This is a genomic window from Enhygromyxa salina, from assembly GCF_002994615.1.
Lineage (GTDB): Bacteria > Myxococcota_A > Polyangia > Nannocystales > Nannocystaceae > Plesiocystis > Plesiocystis salina_A.
In genome coordinates, this window is sequence record NZ_PVNK01000180.1 from 1 (window position 1) to 15,777 (window position 15,777).

Genomic DNA, 15,777 nt, shown 5'->3' on the forward strand with positions numbered 1-15,777 from the left:
CCCCCATGCCGATGCTCGGACTGGCCCTGGCCTCGACCCTGAGCTTCGCGCCTCCGCGCCCACGTCAGCCGGAGGCGCGAAGCTCAGGGTCGAGGCCAGGGCCAGTCCGAGCATCGGCATGGGGGCGAGGGTAGCATGTTCAGCGCGCCTCGCCTGGTCTCGAGAGGGCAGCGGGGATGGCGCCCCGGAGCCCACCCGGGCTCACGCGGCGAGCTTGCGGGCCGAGGGGCGGGTCCGCAGCTCGCCCCGTCGCATGGCGCACAGCGTGCGGATGAAGGGGCCGAGCGTGGCGGCTCGGATCAACGCCGCCGCGAATTTTGGGCTGGTCTTGGGGGTCATGGCGAGCTCCTGGGGCGATTCAACTAGGATCTCGTCGGCAGCTCGTCCATGGCCGCCGATGGCCGCCGATGGCCAGTTTGGGCCGGCAGAGCTGGCCAAGTCCCCTGGCGGCCATGCTGGCTCGACGCGTTTCAGAGGCCTCGTCGCCTCCCGAAGAGCTGATGTCCCGCGAGGCGAGCGAGGTCGCCGAGGATCCGACCCCCGCGCCCGCGCTGCGCGAACAACGGGGCCTCGGCTGCGCTCGGACAGCCCCGAGGACGCCGGCTCGCTGCTCGACTCGTCCTGCGATCAGGGGATCGCCGACGCCTGCTCCAAGCTCGCGGTCGCCGACCGCAGCAGCGAGTGATCAATTGACGGTGATCGAGAGCTCTTCGATCGCGACGAACTCGGGCGTGCTCACGGTCACCCGGAGGCGCTCGGTCGAGCCGGCGTCCGCGTAGGTGATGTCGAACAACGGTCCGGTTCGCATGACCTCACCGACGAGCGTGAACACGAGGCCGCCAGAGTAGGCGCCGTGCTCCTCACTGACCTCGCCCTCGGCGTCGAGGTGCTCGTAGGTCAGGTGCCAGCACGCCCCGTCCTCATCGCCCGTCGTCGCTGGGATCTGAAACCACGGAGTGATCATGGGCGCGCCCTGAAAGCCGTAGACGGCGGTGACCTGCTCGCCCTCTGCCCAGGGCGTGAAGGTTCCGTCGACGACCTCGCCGAGCACGAGCTCGCGCTCCGGGAGCGTGCTGGTGTCACTTGGCGTCTGCGCCGAGCAGTCGGCCGCGGGCTCGGCCTCGGGCTCGGCCTCGGGCTCCGGACAGCCACTGCACAAGACCACCACAGCGATCGGAACGACGACCATGAAGCGCATCGAGCTCTCTCGTACCGCGTCGCAATGATTTTGACCATTCGAGGCTCGCTCCTGGAGGCAATGGCATGAGCTTGGACCCGGCGGTGGCGGTCGACGCAAATCCGGCGGGCTCGCGAGCTTCGCTGTGCGTCGTTTGCGCGAGGCTCCGCCCCGCTTTCGTAGTTCACTGGGTGCATGTTCTTGTTCATCAGTGGTCTGCATCGGACCGGTGACAGAGCCTTCGAGATGGTCGGCGCCGCCGACCGAGCGGCGCGCGGACTCGGGCTCGGGCTCGGGCTCGACGAGGGGCGGCAGCGCTGAGATGGACCACGAATTGTCAGGCCGCGTCACCGCGCTCGAGACCGAGGTCGGCGTCCCGGGGCTCGTCGTGCTCGCCTTCGACAGGGGCCGCCACGTCGACCAGAGCCTCGGGCGCGCGCTGACCGACGTGGAGGGGGACTACCACCTCGGCTACGACTGCGCGCAGCGGGTCGAGCACGCGCGGGATCTCTACGTGACCGTGATGACCGACGCAGGTCGAGTGCTGCACACGACCGAGGGGGTCACTCGCTTCGACGCGAGTCCGAGCGAGGTCATCGACGTCCGGATCCCGGCCGCGACCATCCGCGACGCGGGCGTCGAGCTCCCAGCCACGATCGAGCTCGTCGACCGCCGCCGCCTCGCGACGCTGAGCTGCCTCGACGCCGCCGACCCCGACGACGCGCTGGTCCCGGCGATCCGGGCTGACCTCAGCCGCGGCGGCACCGTGTTCGCGCTGATGCGGCGCTACGCGAGGGAGCCCGGGGGCGACGGTGAGGAGGGCGGCCTGCGGCTGGCCAAGCTGGCCAAGCTGTTCGAGCTCGGCAGCGTCCCCGAGGGGCTCGTCGGCCATCACTATGGCCTGGTCATGGACGGGGCGTCGGCGGGGGGAGGGCGGATCACCCGGGCCTGGGGCCTGGTCGTCGGCGTGACCCGTGCGTGGGCGGGCAAGAGCTTCGCGCCCCTGGCCGAGGGCGAGCGGCGCAAGATCACGGGTACGGCGATCCCCGACGAGGTCGGGGTTTACCGCGGCGCCAATCACTTCGGCCGCCGGGGCCACGCGCCCGTCAACCTCGCCGCGCGGGCGCTGCTCGAGCTCATGGACCAGCTCGACGAGGCCTCGATCGAGTCGCAGCTGCGCTACGGTCACGCCCGCAGCGGTCACCGCTTCGTGGCCCACCGCGCCTGCTCGGTCCACGCCGGGACCCCGCGCGAGGTCTTTCGTCTCAACTACCGCTTCGGCGGCCTCGCCAACTATCCGCCGCTGTCCTTCCTGGTCGAGGAGCTCGTCGAGATCGCCGACGGCGTGTACCTTGGCCAGCAGCTGCTCGCGACCCGACACCTCACTCGCCGCTACGATCCCGCGACCCCGGCTCACGACCACGGCTACGAGCGCTTCGGCTACTTCCTGTTGTTTGACCAGGCGCTCAACGTCGCGGCGCGGCGGCTGTTCGCGGACATTCAGATGCCGCTGGCCGCGGTCACGACCCGGCTCTCGCGACCTGGCGAGGGCGTCCGAACGCCGCGGCCCCCCGCCAAATTCACGACCTTGACCCTGGCCGAGGCGCCCGCCAACGTCGCCGATCCCGACGCGCTCGCGCAGGTCGAGCGCGACGTGGTCGACGCGGGCTCGGTCCTGCGCATGCTCGCGTCCTACAGCGCCGCAGCGGCCCACTCTCCGACGACCGACTCGCCCGTGTTCGCCAAGCTCCGCGCACTGTTCCAAGCTGGCCTCGCGCCGGAGTCGATGACCGGCTATTACGACGGCGCGGTGGTCAGCTGGAGCAGTCCAGGCCTGCTCGGCGGCTTCGGGGTCAACAGCCTCAACCTCGCCTGGCGGGTCTGCCGGCCCTACTCACCCTGGACTGGCCAGCGCTTCGCCCCGCGCGGCGAGAGCCCCGGGCGCGGTGTGAGCTCGAACCAGCTGTGCGCCAACACGCTCGTGTTTCGTGGCCTCCGAGCGCGGGCGGTCGGCTTGGCAATGAAGGCCATGAAGCTGCGGATCGAGCCGGCCTCGGACACCGAGCGCCGCGAGCACGGCTACGACGCCAAGGCCTGGTTCGCGGCCGCCGAGCCGGCGAGCAGCGTCGACCCGGACCACCGCGGCAAGCGGGTGTACCAGCTCAACTATCGTCCGCGTACGCTGAGCAACCCTCCGCCCGCCTCCGCGTCGATCGAGGAGCTGGTCCAGATCGCGAGGGGCCTGTTCCTCGGGCAGGTCAACTACGCGACCCGGCCGTGGCTGGCCTGGGATCCCGAGACCGATCCTGCCAGCTATGGCTACCGGCCGTTTGGGTACTTCGTGTTACTCGATCGCGAGTGGCAAGCTCGTCGGTTGCGCCTTGGCTTTGATCTTCATGAGGTCTAGCACCCCGGGGTGCTAGCCCCAGAACAAGCGCTGAACTCAAAAAGCTGAGTGATCTAGGGCGAATACGAGCCGTGAGGCGAGCGTTTTGGGTCAGCTGAAGGGCTTCGCCGCCGCAGCGAGGGGCCTTTTCGAAAGGCCTCTTGAAGACTGGCAGGCTGCTGAAAAAACCACCACGACCCTGAGGTCTGCGTGTGGCCCTTGAAGGGCGCTCCAACTCAGTTCTCGGTGTCCATGGAGTGCGCGAGGTGTGGGGAAATCTGGGGCCACGTGTCCGGTATTCGTGAAGAACTCAATGAGTTCAGGGGACTCGCGGCGGATCTTGTTAGAGTGCTGTGTCTGCGCGATGCGAAAACCCAAGCCCCCTGACAACGAGCAGGAGCGCCTCATCGCGCTCGCTCGTTACGAGATCCTCGATACGGATCCCGAGCTGCCCTACGACGAGGTCGTCCGGCTCGCGGCCCACATTTGTGGCACGCCGATCGCGTTGGTCTCGCTGGTTGACGACCACCGGCAGTGGTTCAAGGCGCGGGTCGGGCTCGACGCGGCCCAGATCCCGAAGGAGGTCGCTTTTTGTGGCCACGTGGTCGAGACCGGGCAGCGGATGATCGTCGAGGACGCGCGCAACGACGAGCGCTTCGCCGACAACCCGCTGGTCGTGGATGAGCCGCGGGTGATCTACTACGCTGGCGCGCCGCTCGAGACCAACGATGGCTTCACCCTCGGCTCGCTGTGCGTCATCGACCACGAGCCGCGGACGCTCTCGACCGAACAGCTCGAGCTGCTCGAGGCGCTGTCGCGGGTCGTGGTTCGGCAGCTCGAGCTTCGCCAAGCTCAGCGCGCGCGCGAGGCCGCCGAGGTCGAGGCTGCCCGGGCCGAGCGCGTACGTCGGCGCTTCTTCGAGGTCTCCCTCGACATGCTGTGCGTGGCCGGGATGGACGGCTACTTTCAGGAGCTCAACCCGGCCTGGACCGCGACCTTGGGCTGGACCAACGAGGAGCTGTGCGCCCGGCCCTTCATCGACTTCGTTCACCCCGAGGACCGCGAGGCGACCCTGGCCGAGGCGGCGGCGCTCGGCCAGGGCGATCACATCACTGTCCAGTTCGAGAACCGCTACCAGACGAGCTCGGGCGACTATCGGTGGCTGGCGTGGACGACCGCGCCCGACCTCGACCACCAGGTCCTGCTCGCGGTCGCTCGCGATGTCACGGAGCTCAAGGCCCGCGAGGGTGAGCTCCTCGCCGCCCGCAAGGCGGCCGACGACGCCAACCGGGCCAAGTCCGATTTCTTGGCCAAGATGAGCCACGAGCTGCGGACCCCGCTCAACTCGGTCATCGGCTTCACCAACATCCTGAGCAAGAACAAGCGCGGCAACCTCGACGCCAAGGAGCTGATCTACCTCGACAGGATCGGCAAGAACGGCTTCCACCTGCTCGCGCTGATCAATGATCTCCTCGACCTGTCCAAGATCGAGGCCGGCCAGACGGTGCTCGACATCGTCGATGTCGACGCCGAGCAGCTGCTCCACGCCATCCATGACGAGCTCCAGGGGGCGATCGCGGCGGCCGGCAACACGCTCGAGGTCGTGGTCCCGCCCGGGCTCGAGCCCTTCCGCGCCGACGCGCGCCGGTTCAAGCAGATCCTCATCAACCTGGTCGGCAACGCCAACAAGTTCACGAGCCAGGGGCGGATCGAGCTCCGGGTCGTGGTCGACGCGCGCGACCCAACCCGGGTCGCGCGGATCGATGTGGCCGACAGCGGCATCGGGATCCCTGTCGATCAGTACGACGTGGTGTTCGAGGCCTTTCGCCAGGTCAGCGAGGGCGGGGCCCGGACCTACGACGGGACCGGGCTCGGCCTGGCGATCTCGCGCTCGCTCGCCGAGCTCCACGACTTCGAGCTCGGGTTCTCGAGCGTCGTCGACGTTGGCACAACCTTCTTCATCAAGATCGAGCCGGGGGCCGCGGACGCCGTCCACGAGCCGCCGCGGGTCCACGAGCCCGGGTCCAAGCGCTCGGGCTCCGCGAGCCCGCGAGCCGCGGCCTCGAGCGCCGATGGCCGCACGGTGCTGATCATCGAAGACGACAACGACGCCCGGCTGCTGGTGTCGAAGGCCGTGACCGAGATCGGCGCGCGGGTGGTCACGGCCGACACGGCCGAGTCGGGCCTGGCCGTGGCCAACGCCGTGAACCCGGAGCTGATCGTGCTCGATCTCCAGCTCCCCGACGCCGACGGTCGCGACGTGATCCGGCGGCTGTCCAAGCACCCGCGCCTGCGCCACGTGCCGGTCGTGATCTTCAGCGCCTACGTCGACGGCGCCAGCGAAGGCTCGCGCGCGGCCGCGGTGCTCGAGAAGCCCGTCGATCACGAGGAGCTCGTCGAGACCATCGCGGCGCAGCTCGGCCCGCGGCGCCGGGTGCTCGTCGTCGACGACGACGGCGACACCCGCGAGATGTTGTGTGTGATGTTGCGCGATATGGGCGTCGAGACCAGCGAGGCGGCCAATGGCCTCGAAGCCCTGCGTTCGTTGCATGATCACGGCGCGGACCTCATGCTCTTGGACATCTGCATGCCGAACATGGACGGGTTCGAGGTCCTCGCGCGGGTTCGGGCCGACTCGGACTTCGCCGAGCTGCCCGTCGTCGTGTGCACCGCGCTCGATCCTCAAGACACCGAAGCCCACACGCAGGTCAGCAGCGCGGCGGCCGTGCTGCGCAAGGGCAGCGACCTCGAGGGTCGGCTCGAGCAGGTCATCTCACTCGTAATCGGCCAGGAGGCCCCTTCATGAAGACTCGAATTGCAATCGTCGAAGACAACGAGGACAACCGCATGCTGCTCGACGCGCTGTTGTCGGACCTGCACGAGATCGACGAGTACCCCGACGGCGTCGTCGGGCTCGCGGGCATCGAGGCCTCGCCGCCCGACGTCGTGTTGCTCGACATCTCGCTGCCGAAGATGACCGGGACCGAGGTCCTCGCGCGGATGCGGGCCAACCCGGCGTTGCAGGGGATCCCGGTCATCGCCCTGACCGCGCACGCGATGCCCGACGACCGCGAGAGCTTCCTCGCTCAGGGCTTTGACGCCTACGTCAGCAAGCCGATCATCGACGAGTCGATCTTGTTCGACGCGATCACGCAGCTGCTGGCGGCGCGGGCCTGATCTCGGCCCGCGCTGGCGCGGCCGGGGCCTGAAGCTCGCGGATCAGCTGCCGGGTCAGGTAGGCCAGCTTGTTGAGGTAGTTGGGGTTGCCGAGGTAGCGGAGCTCGTCGCGGATGATCGCCGCGACGAGCTCGCGCTCGGGTCGAGGCCCGGGCCGACACAGCAGTCGCTCGAGGGCCTCGTTGTCCTCGAACACGAGCTCGACGTCGGGGTTGTTGATCGCGCCGGTTCGGACCTCGAGGTCGCCGCGACCGATGATCGCCGAGAGCAGGACCGAGCGGTCCTCGGTCCGGAGCACATAGGAGACCTCGCAGCCCTCGACGTTGCGCCGAAACGCCGGGTCGACCCGGACGCGGAGGCTGAGCAGGCGCAGGAGCAGCTCGGGCAGCTCGTCGAGGGTCGCGGACGCGAGGCACGCGCTGAGCTTGGTCTGGGCCCGATGGATCGAGAGCTTGGCCCACAGCGTGCGCCAGCGGTCGCTGAGCGAGCGCAGCCAGCTCATCGTCGGCGCTCCGAAGACCAGGGCAGCCGCGAGATCACGGCGCCAGTTTCGAGGTCGCAGTGCGGGCGCGAGGGCTGCGCTCGGAGGTGGAACTGAGCCTGCATCCCGCCCTGGCGAAAGTAGTCTTCGACCAGGGTCGCGAAGCGCTCGAGGTAGAGGCGCCGGTCTTCGCCGGGGCGCGGCGGGCCGAGCTCGAGCTCGACCGCCGCGCCGCCCGGGATCGACCTGCTGTCGAAGGAGGCGAGGGCGTCGAGGAGCTCATGCAGGGCCCCGGTGCCCCCGGGCGTCGCGGCGATGGTTGGTGTGATCCCGGGGTTGAAGGGCCGCCTGGCCCTGCGTCCGCTCGGCAGGGCCCCAAACAGCTCGCCGTGGCTGACGTGGCTCGTCGTCCAGTAGGCCGGGCGGTAGGGCCCGCCGCGGTAGTTGGTGTGGGACTGGTAGACGTCGTAGATGAGGTCGAGCAGCCGATTCGAGTTGCGCAGGGCGACGGGGTCGCCGGTCCCCAGCCGCGGCATGTTGTGGACCAGGTCATCGCGGAGCTGAGTGTAGGGCGGCGCGAAGTCGCTGCGCACGGCCTCGATCAGCTCGGCCATGGTCGCGCGGCCGTCGCGAAACACCGCGACCTCGATCGCGTTGAGCGAGTCGCAGACCTCGGGAAACGCGACGTGGGTCGCGCCCGACGAATTGTAGACCGCGCCGCCGCGGAGCAGATCGCGGCCGAGCGCGAGCGGACCCTCGAACAGGGTCGACAGCAGCGGGGTCGGGAGCAGGTCTTGATGGACACGGCTGAGCAGCTCGTTGATCTCGATCGCGCGCTCGATCTGAGCGCGGAGCTGGGTTGCGAAGGCGGCCCAGAAGTCCTCGTAGCCGCTGAACTCGCGGGGATCGGGCGTGTAGGGGCCGATCTGCTCGGGGCCGCGGGAGGTCTTGCCCTGAAACAGGGTCAGGTCCACGGCCTGGGCGAGGTTGAGCGTGATCGCCGACGCGGCGGCGTAGTCGCGACCGCTGCTCACGAGCGCGGCGCGGCCGACGATCGCGTAGTCGCGGGCGTGCTCGGGGCGCTGGCCCTGATTGATCAAGGTCTCGATGTCGGCGACGTCGCTGTGGATCGCCACGCTCGCGTCGGCGTTGACGATGACCTCGACGAGGCGATCGCGATAGCGCAGATCGTTGACGTCAAAGCAGTAGCGGGCGTTGACGACGGGCGCGGGCAGAGCCATGAGCTCGGCGGTCCGGAGCAACACGTAGGTCAGATCGTTGACCGCGTCGCGGCCGTGCCCGTCGACCCCACCGAGGGTCAGGGCCGGAGTCGAGCCGACGCCGCCGCCGAGCAACTCGGCGGTCTCGGTCATCAGCGCGGTGTTGTCGGTCAACTTGAGCCACAGGCAGCAGCACAGCTCGACCGCCTGCGCGGGGGTCAGCCGCCCGGCCGCGACGTCGCGCTGATAAAAGGGCCACAAGACCTGGTCGAGGCGGCCGGGGCTCAGGCCGAGGTTGGCGTTCTCGGCGTGGAGCGCGATCTGGTTGAGCCACAGCGAGTTGAGCGCCTCGCGGAAGCTGCGGGCGGGCTTGGCCGGGACCCGCGAGCAGACCTCGGCGAGGGCCTCGTACTCGCGGCGCGTGGTCCCATCGGTCGCCGCGCGCGCGAGCGCCCGGGCCTTCGAGGCCAACGCGGTCGCGTGCTCGATCGCGCCGCGCAGGGCCAGCTGCGCGGCCTGATAGAACACGACCTGAGCCTCGGCGTCGGCGTCTCCGAGCTCGCGCGAGAGCTCGATGTCGAGCTCGCGGGCCTGGGCCTCGGCGATGAGCGCGTCCATGCCCTCGTGGAGGACTCGCTCATGGCGCGGCACGCAGTGGGACACGCCGCCGACCTTGCCGCAGGCGTAGAAGGTGAGCTTCTCGAGCAGGCGCAGGCACAAGGGCGGGGGCTTGCCGAGGCGCGCGCGGAGGATCTCGATCACGGTCTCGTCGATCCAGTAGGGAAAGACCTCGAGGTTGAGGGTCTCGATCTCGGCCGCGCTGAGGCGCTGAGGGGTGGTCGCGCGGGCGCTGATCGTGTCGAGCTCGGGCCAGATCGAGAGGCCGAGGAGCTCGGGGTAGATGGGCGCGCCGAGCTGCTTGGAGGTCGTCGACCCGGCCAGGAGGTTGTCGTCGCGGAAGATCGCCTGGCGGCGGGACAGGTAGTGACGCACGCGCCGGGCGACGACGATCGCGGCGGGCGCGTGGGCGTCGGCGAGCTCGGTCATGTACTCGGTGATCAGCTTGGCGCGCTCGATACAGATCTCGGCCTTGGCCTCGAGCTGGCGGGCCCGGAGCCGGGCGACGCGAGGCATCGAGGCCAGGGTCACGTGGGCGAGGCGGTGGTCGGACAGGGTGATTCGATCACGCTCGAGCGGGGCTGTGATCGTCGTGATTCGGGCCGATGAAGACATACCTGGCGCTGGGGCCAGGATGACTCGAACAGCTGCGGCGTCCCGCCTCGGTCGCCAGCGGGTTGTTCCGCGCGTGGTCCGGCGCCGCGTGTTTTTTGCGGTGGGCTGCTAGCGAACGACGAGGTCCGTGATCGTGCCGTCCGCGTAGGTGATCGCCAGGCGCTTGCGGCCCTCGGAGCGCGTGCTGGCGAGGTTGAGGTCCCACAGCTTGGCCTCCACGCAGCGGTTGGGGCTGACGACGGCGACGATCTCGAGGTCGGTGGTCTCGAACTCGAAGCTGCCGCGTCGAGCGGCGCAGCTGTCAATCACGGTCTGGGCCAGGGTCCGAAGCGCGCTTCGGTGCGAGCTGCCGCGGCGGCCGAAGCTGCCGGCGCCCCCGCACCTGAAGCTGCTCCCGACGCCGTGCAGGCCGAGGCCACCGATGTACGGGGCCTGGGCCGGGGCCGACCCGTCGAAGCTCGCCTCCGCCCAGGCCGAGGTGAAGGGGGAGACGACCTCGGCGTAGAAGGCCAGCGCGGCGCGAGCGGCGTCCGAGAGCGGGTTGTCGGACTCGTCGCTAGCGAGGCGGCCGGCGGCTCGACGCCCGGCGGCCTCGCTCGGTGTGGCGGTCCAGGCTCGCCGCTGACCCCAGACCTCACCGAAGAGGGTCGCGCGCTCGAGGGCCGCGCCCGGGTGGCGAAACTCGGCGTAGCGCCGGGCCGCGCCGGCGCCGAGCCAGCGGCCGAGGGGGTGCTCGAGGCGCTGACCGTCGCGCAGCTCGAGCGCGAGGGTCAGCGACCAGACGCGGGTCGGGCTGATCAGCTCACGGGCGGGCTCGTCGCCGAGCGAGCTCGAGCTGACCTCCCACAGCATGCCCCCGCCCTCGCGCGCGACCGCGAGCCAGGGCGCGTCGGCGGCCGCGGGTCCGAAGCCCTCGGATGAGTTGTCGCTTGCCTGGAGGATGTGGATCCGCTCGCTCGACGCCGCGCTCGCGGCTCGCTGCTCGTCGACCGAGAAATCCTGCCGGAGGTAGAGGTCGCTGAGCACGATGACCCAGTCGGCCCCGTCGGCCGCCGCAGGTGAGGCGAGCAGCTCGCGGGCGAAGCTCATGGCCGCGCCGAGCTCGCTGCCGTTGCGGACCTCGATCTCGAGCTTGGCCAGATCCTCGGCGGCCCAGGCCGCGGGCACGAAGTCGTGGTAGATGCGGCGCGGCGTCCGATCGAAGACCACGAGCTCGGTCCGGGTCGGCTGGGCGGGATCGGCAGCGAGCTGCTCGAGGTAGGCGGCCGCGAGCTCGGTCAGCTCGCGGCGCGAGCTGTCGCTGAGCGAGCGCGAGGCGTCGACCAGCACGACCACGCGGCGCACCGGGGGCAGCTGGGCGAGGACGCTCGGGGCCTCGAAGTCGGCCAGGAGCACGCGGCCGAGGGCGGGCTCGTCGGGGCTGGCCACGAGCCTGGCCGCGGCCGCGGGCGCGCGCTCGACCAGCCCGGGCAGGTCGAGGTCGACGGCGCTGAGCTGGCCGCGGCCGCGGTCGTGGGGCGCGAGCTCGATCGTGTGGACGCTCGCGCCGTCGAGGGTCGTGCCCGCCGAGCCCAGCGCCCGGCCATCGACGCTGACGGCGAGCGCGGGGTCGCGAGCTCCGCGGAGCTCGACGGTCGCCGTGCGCCCGTAGGCGTCGAAGCTCGGCAGCTCGACGAGGTAGCGACCCTCGACGTAGGTGCTGGGCATGAAGACCTCGTAGGACACGGTCCGCGAGTGCAGCGGCGGGATCGGGTAGATCGACAGCTCGGCCTCGCAGGCGTAGTCCTCGCGGGTCACGTGGACGGCGGTGTCGGCGTTGAGGACCGTGGGGGCGCCGTCCGCGGGCCCCTCGAGCGCCAGCGCCCAGCGCCGCGCCGCCTCGGCCTCGTCGAGCAGCTCGGCGGACACCCAGCTCGCCGCGCCCGACTGGTCTGGGGCTCGAAGCTTGACGTCGCCGAGGGTCGCCGCGCAGGGCAGGGGGATCGGCAGCTCGACCTCGGCGTGGAGCAGACCGGAGTTGAACATCGACCGGGTCACGCGCAGCGTCGCGCCTTCGCGGGCGACCGAGATCTCGATCTGGTGGTCCTGCTCGTCGACTCCGGCCGTCCCCGGGACCGGGTCGTGCGCCCGGGCCAAGGGGGTCCAGGCGAGGGTCGCGGCGAGGGCCACGAGGGGGAACCGGGCATGCTGAGGGCGCACAGGGGCCCATGACAGGGCGACCTGTGACAAGTTCCCGAGGGCCTCAGGCGCGGCGATCTTCGACGGCCAGCGCGACCCGCCACAGGCCGAAGATCAGCCCCGCGAGCCCGGCCGCGCGCGCGACCCAGATCCCGCCCGGGCTCGGGCCGGCCTGGATCACCAGCGCGAGCGCGCCGACGACCACCGCGAGCTTGAGCGACTCGATCAGCGCCCCGCTCAGCCACCACAGCGGACGCTTGGCCACGTGCCCGATCGCGCGCAGGAAGGTCATGGGGTGCAGGGGCCGGGCGTCGTCGAGGACGACCGCCGCCCTCGCCCGATCGAGGACCAGGAGCGGGAAGCTGGCCAGGAGCAGCGCCAGCGGGAGCCCGCCCGCGCCGAGCAGCGCGACCGGGACCGCCGCCAGCGAGGTGCACAGGGCCCGAAACACGAGCCCGTAGCCCGACTGGACGACCATGGCGGGCAGCTCGCGCCCGGCGGACCCGAAGATCCAGGCCAGCGAGCGCTCGCCGTCGAGGCGGGTCAGGATCGGCGGCGCCGCGACGACCGAGAAGACCGCGGCCAGGACCGCGCTGGCGCTGAGGCTCGTGGCGATCGCGGCGGCGACGGCCGGCTCTTCGATCAGCAGCTCGGTGACCGCGCGCAGCCGATGCCCGTCGTCGAACCACGTGAAGTTGCGCATGGCGGCCTCCGCCGCCGCGCGCCCGGGCCCGGCGAGCAGCTTGGCCAGCAGCAGCTGCGCGGCCCACAGCGCGAGCACGAAGCCCGGCGCCATGACCACGCGCGCGAGCGCCCGCAGCGGCCAGGTGTGACGGCGCCCTCGGCCAGCGGACTCGGGGGCCTCGGAGCTGGCGTCCACGCTCAGATCCCCAGCCCCCCGAGGACGGCGAGATTCGCGGCCTCGTCGATGTCGCCGAGCCAGGTCGAGAGCGGCTCGGTCGGCGGATCTTTGTGGTGCTCGGCCCAGGCCGCGTTGTCGAGCTTGCGCGGCTCGATCAGCAGCTGCATGCGCGGATCGACGATCGCCCGGGTCACGCGGCGGCCGGGGAACTCGAAGCGGTGATGGTCGGCCTGCCCGTCCCAGACCACGGTGCTGCGCTCGCCGTCATCGAACTCGACCAGGACCTCCACGGGCACGCGGAAGCTCGAGCGCCGCTGCACGATCACGAAGCCCTCGACCTCGGCGTCGCCGAGCCGGGTGACCTTGTTGTCGCGGCTGTCGGAGCGCTCGGCCAGGGTCCACTCGGGCGGGCCGATCGGGGGCGCGTGGCCGAACAAGCTGGCGAGGGCCCGCTGGGTCTCGAGCACGGCCTGCGGAGGCTCGGGCGGCAGGGGCTCGTCTGGGCCCCGGGGGTGCCAGCCCGCGCCGCCGATCAGGGGCTGGTTGCCGACTCGGATCAGGCGAAAGTCGGCGATCGCCGCGCCGCGCAGGCCGAGGTCGAGGTAGTCCTGGACGTCGAGCCAGACCGTGCCCGGGCCGCCGTCCCCGACCAGGGCCAGGCGGCCGTCCTCGCCGCCGATCTCCTCGACCAGGGTGCGCTCGAGCAGCTGGCCGTCGGGGTGACGAAAGCGAGCCTCCTGGGTGTAGCGGGTCATCGCCCGATCCCAGGGCTCGCGTCCGCACAGCTCGCGCAGGGTCAGCATCACCGCCGCGGTCTTTTGATAGGTGACCGTGCCGTAGGAACCGACCAGGGGATCGAAGCGATCGGCGGGCTGATCGAGGGGGTCGCGGTCGCCGGTCTGGATCAGCGAGAGCGCGATGAGGTCCTTGGTCGTGAGCGCGTGTCCGAAGACCTGCGCGACCCAGGGATCCTCGCCGTAGGCGTCCCAGTAGACCAGCTGGTTCGCGCTCGTGTTCAGGCCCTCGTCGAGCCAGGGCTGGGCGTGCTCGTTCGAGGCGAGCAGGCCCTGGAAGTACTGATGCCCGAACTCGTGGACGGTCGTGAACACGCCCGTGAGCCGCTCGCGCAGGAGCCAGGCCGGGAGCTTGTCGGCCTTGGCGATGTTCGAGGTCGTGTAGAGGGTCGGGTACTCCATGCCCCCGGCCCCCGCGGCGCCCTTGGGCACGTGGACGATCGTGATCGTGGACCAGGGGTAGGGGCCAAAGCGGGCCTCCATGCTGGCGAGGGCGTGCGCTTGGGCCTCGAGGTGGACGACGGCGTCGTCGACGAACTCGGGCTGGATCAGCTGGCGGATGCGGATGCCCTCGTACTCGCCCCAGTGCTCGATGAAGTTGGGATCGGCGACCCAGGCGAAGTCGTGGACCATCTGGGCCCGGTAGTGGAGGCGCTTGCGATCATCGCTCGGCTGCTGCTCGTCGACGCGCACGCCCGAGGCCCCGACCACGTAGTCGGCCGGGACGTCGAGGAAGACCTCGTAGTCGCCGAAGTCGGCGTAGAACTCCGAGAACAGGCCGAAGGTGTGGGCCTGCCAGCCCGCCGCCTCCTCGAGCACGCCGATCTTCGGGAACCACTGCCCGGCCATGTGAAAGTCGCCGTAGTAGCCGGTCCGCGCGAACACCTGGGGCAGGCGCGTGGTGAACTCGAGCTCGAGGACCACCGACTCGCCGGGGCCGACGGGCTCGGGCAAGGTCACGGTCATGGTGGTCGGGTCGTCGTCTTCGGCGTAGCTCAGGGCGACGCCGGGCTCGGGCGGGGTCTGCTCGAGGGCGAGCGCGTCTCGCGGGGGCGTGCGCCCGAGCAGCTCGACACGCTCGACCGAGGTGAAGCCCCAGCGCCCGGGCGCGAACTTCTGGCCGCGGTGGCTGCCGCGGGCCGCGGCCATCCACTCGCTGTCCTCGGCCCGGAACGCGTTCATGTACAGATGAAAGGGCAGGCGGTCGACGGTGCGCGCGGTCGCGTTGCGCCACGACATGCGCAGGGTCCCGTGGATCTCGTGGGTGATCTCGTCGAGGCGGGCGTCGATCCAGTAGTCGACGATGTGCGCGTCCTCGGGGATCACGCCGCGCGCCGACTCGGGCCGCAGGGCCTGTTCGGGCTCGTCGACCGCGCGAAAGCTCGGTACCTCGTCGTCGCAGCCCAGCCCCACGAGCCCGAGCACAGGCCCGATCAGGGCCGCGAGCGCGGTGGACAGCGCGTTCGTAGGGGGCATGCTTGGGCATGGGTACACCCGTGTTTGCGGGGGTGCAATCGCGAGACGATGGACGCGCGCAACGAATTCGCCCACGAACTAGACGAGCCCCACATGTGCCGATGGGCCGAGGCGCTCGGCGCCGAGCTGCGCGGCGGCGACGTCGTGCTCTTGCGCGGAGAGATGGGCGCGGGCAAGACGACGCTGGTTCGGGCGCTCGCCCGCGGCCTCGGGGTCGCGCGACCCGAGCGCGTGTGCAGCCCGACCTACACGGTCTGCATGATCCACCCGGGCCGCGTCGGTCTGGTCCACGTGGATCTGTTTCGGCTCGGCGAGGGCGGCCCGGTCGGCGGCGCCGCCTTCGAGGCCCTGGGGCTCGAGCATGACGAGCTCCCCGGGCCCGGGCGCGTGCTGGTCGTCGAGTGGTCCGAGCTGTGGGCCGACCCACCGAAGCAACAGCTCACGATTGGCCTGGCTCGGGTCGCCGGTCGGGCCGAGCTCCGTCGGCTCACGGTCCGTGGGGTGGGCACGCGTTGGTCTCCGGAGGTCGTGGCCGGCTTCGCGGCGGCGCTCGAAGACCAGTGAGCAAGCGCCTCCAGCGGTGGCTGGCGCCAGGTCGGCGGGCCGGGGGCCGCGGCCAGAAAATTGGCTGATTTCATCGCGTTGGAGGCGCGCGAGGCGGCGCTTCGATGGCGCCGATCCTCGCCTGGACCCGCTGACCGGGCCCTGGCGGCCGAATTTGCCTTTGCAAAGCCGGGCCTCGCCCGTTTATGGTGCGCCGCATCGCGTTCGTCGCATCAGCGAACACGGACGC

The 15,777-nt window shown here is 70.8% G+C and carries 12 protein-coding genes; 5 read left to right on the plus strand and 7 right to left on the minus strand.

What is annotated here, in order from left to right:
- Positions 1–201: 201 nt before the first annotated feature.
- Entirely contained in the window at positions 202–339 is a 138-nt protein-coding gene (locus ENSA5_RS37985) for a hypothetical protein (protein ID WP_181197995.1), read from the minus strand.
- A gap of 346 nt (positions 340–685) precedes the next feature.
- Positions 686–1,189, minus strand: coding sequence for a hypothetical protein (locus ENSA5_RS20840; protein WP_181197996.1), 504 nt, complete (start codon positions 1,187–1,189; stop codon positions 686–688).
- Between the two features lie 183 nt (positions 1,190–1,372).
- Here ENSA5_RS20840 and ENSA5_RS39300 point away from each other — a divergent pair, with 183 nt between their 5' ends.
- From ENSA5_RS39300 to ENSA5_RS20855, 4 genes are all read left to right on the plus strand, one after another.
- Positions 1,373–1,498: a hypothetical protein gene (locus tag ENSA5_RS39300; protein ID WP_258182945.1), complete on the plus strand. Its 126-nt coding sequence runs from the start codon at positions 1,373–1,375 to the stop codon at positions 1,496–1,498.
- Between the two features lies 1 nt (position 1,499).
- Entirely contained in the window at positions 1,500–3,584 is a 2,085-nt protein-coding gene (locus ENSA5_RS20845) for a hypothetical protein (RefSeq protein ID WP_106393433.1), read from the plus strand.
- Positions 3,585–3,927: 343 nt separating this feature from the next.
- Positions 3,928–6,369, plus strand: coding sequence for a response regulator (locus ENSA5_RS20850; protein ID WP_181197997.1), 2,442 nt, complete (start codon positions 3,928–3,930; stop codon positions 6,367–6,369).
- The gene (locus ENSA5_RS20855) at positions 6,366–6,740 is read left to right on the plus strand and encodes a response regulator (RefSeq protein ID WP_106393435.1); all 375 of its coding nucleotides are present in this window, start codon (positions 6,366–6,368) and stop codon (positions 6,738–6,740) included. The genes ENSA5_RS20850 and ENSA5_RS20855 overlap by 4 nt, the downstream gene beginning before the upstream one ends.
- On the opposite strand, the gene ENSA5_RS20860 is transcribed toward ENSA5_RS20855, so the two are convergent.
- From ENSA5_RS20860 to ENSA5_RS20880, 5 genes are all read right to left on the minus strand, one after another.
- On the minus strand, positions 6,712–7,242 hold the full coding sequence (locus tag ENSA5_RS20860; RefSeq protein WP_106393436.1) for a hypothetical protein: 531 nt from the start codon (positions 7,240–7,242) through the stop codon (positions 6,712–6,714). The genes ENSA5_RS20855 and ENSA5_RS20860 overlap by 29 nt on opposite strands.
- Positions 7,239–9,674, minus strand: a complete 2,436-nt coding sequence (locus ENSA5_RS20865; RefSeq protein ID WP_106393437.1) for a pyruvate formate lyase family protein — start codon at positions 9,672–9,674, stop codon at positions 7,239–7,241. The genes ENSA5_RS20860 and ENSA5_RS20865 overlap by 4 nt, the downstream gene beginning before the upstream one ends.
- A gap of 108 nt (positions 9,675–9,782) precedes the next feature.
- Positions 9,783–11,873, minus strand: coding sequence for a VWA domain-containing protein (locus tag ENSA5_RS20870; RefSeq protein WP_181197998.1), 2,091 nt, complete (start codon positions 11,871–11,873; stop codon positions 9,783–9,785).
- Between the two features lie 43 nt (positions 11,874–11,916).
- On the minus strand, positions 11,917–12,732 hold the full coding sequence (locus ENSA5_RS20875; RefSeq protein ID WP_106393439.1) for a hypothetical protein: 816 nt from the start codon (positions 12,730–12,732) through the stop codon (positions 11,917–11,919).
- A gap of 2 nt (positions 12,733–12,734) precedes the next feature.
- Positions 12,735–14,984, minus strand: coding sequence for a M1 family metallopeptidase (locus ENSA5_RS20880; RefSeq protein WP_106393440.1), 2,250 nt, complete (start codon positions 14,982–14,984; stop codon positions 12,735–12,737).
- A 48-nt stretch (positions 14,985–15,032) separates the two neighbouring features.
- Between ENSA5_RS20880 and tsaE the strand changes: the two genes are divergently transcribed.
- Entirely contained in the window at positions 15,033–15,548 is a 516-nt protein-coding gene (gene tsaE, locus ENSA5_RS20885; protein WP_219906825.1) for a tRNA (adenosine(37)-N6)-threonylcarbamoyltransferase complex ATPase subunit type 1 TsaE, read from the plus strand.
- The last annotated feature ends 229 nt before the right edge of the window (positions 15,549–15,777 follow it).

Coding starts and splice junctions, on each gene's coding strand:
- ENSA5_RS39300 (WP_258182945.1), top strand. CDS start 1,373: ATGTTCTTGTTCATCAGTGGTCTGCATCGGACCGGTGACAGAGCCTTC.
- ENSA5_RS20850 (WP_181197997.1), top strand. CDS start 3,928: ATGCGAAAACCCAAGCCCCCTGACAACGAGCAGGAGCGCCTCATCGCG.
- ENSA5_RS20860 (WP_106393436.1), bottom strand. CDS start 7,242: ATGAGCTGGCTGCGCTCGCTCAGCGACCGCTGGCGCACGCTGTGGGCC.
- ENSA5_RS20880 (WP_106393440.1), bottom strand. CDS start 14,984: ATGCCCCCTACGAACGCGCTGTCCACCGCGCTCGCGGCCCTGATCGGG.
- ENSA5_RS20865 (WP_106393437.1), bottom strand. CDS start 9,674: ATGTCTTCATCGGCCCGAATCACGACGATCACAGCCCCGCTCGAGCGT.
- ENSA5_RS20840 (WP_181197996.1), bottom strand. CDS start 1,189: ATGGTCGTCGTTCCGATCGCTGTGGTGGTCTTGTGCAGTGGCTGTCCG.
- ENSA5_RS20855 (WP_106393435.1), top strand. CDS start 6,366: ATGAAGACTCGAATTGCAATCGTCGAAGACAACGAGGACAACCGCATG.
- ENSA5_RS20845 (WP_106393433.1), top strand. CDS start 1,500: ATGGACCACGAATTGTCAGGCCGCGTCACCGCGCTCGAGACCGAGGTC.
- ENSA5_RS37985 (WP_181197995.1), bottom strand. CDS start 339: ATGACCCCCAAGACCAGCCCAAAATTCGCGGCGGCGTTGATCCGAGCC.
- tsaE (WP_219906825.1), top strand. CDS start 15,033: ATGGACGCGCGCAACGAATTCGCCCACGAACTAGACGAGCCCCACATG.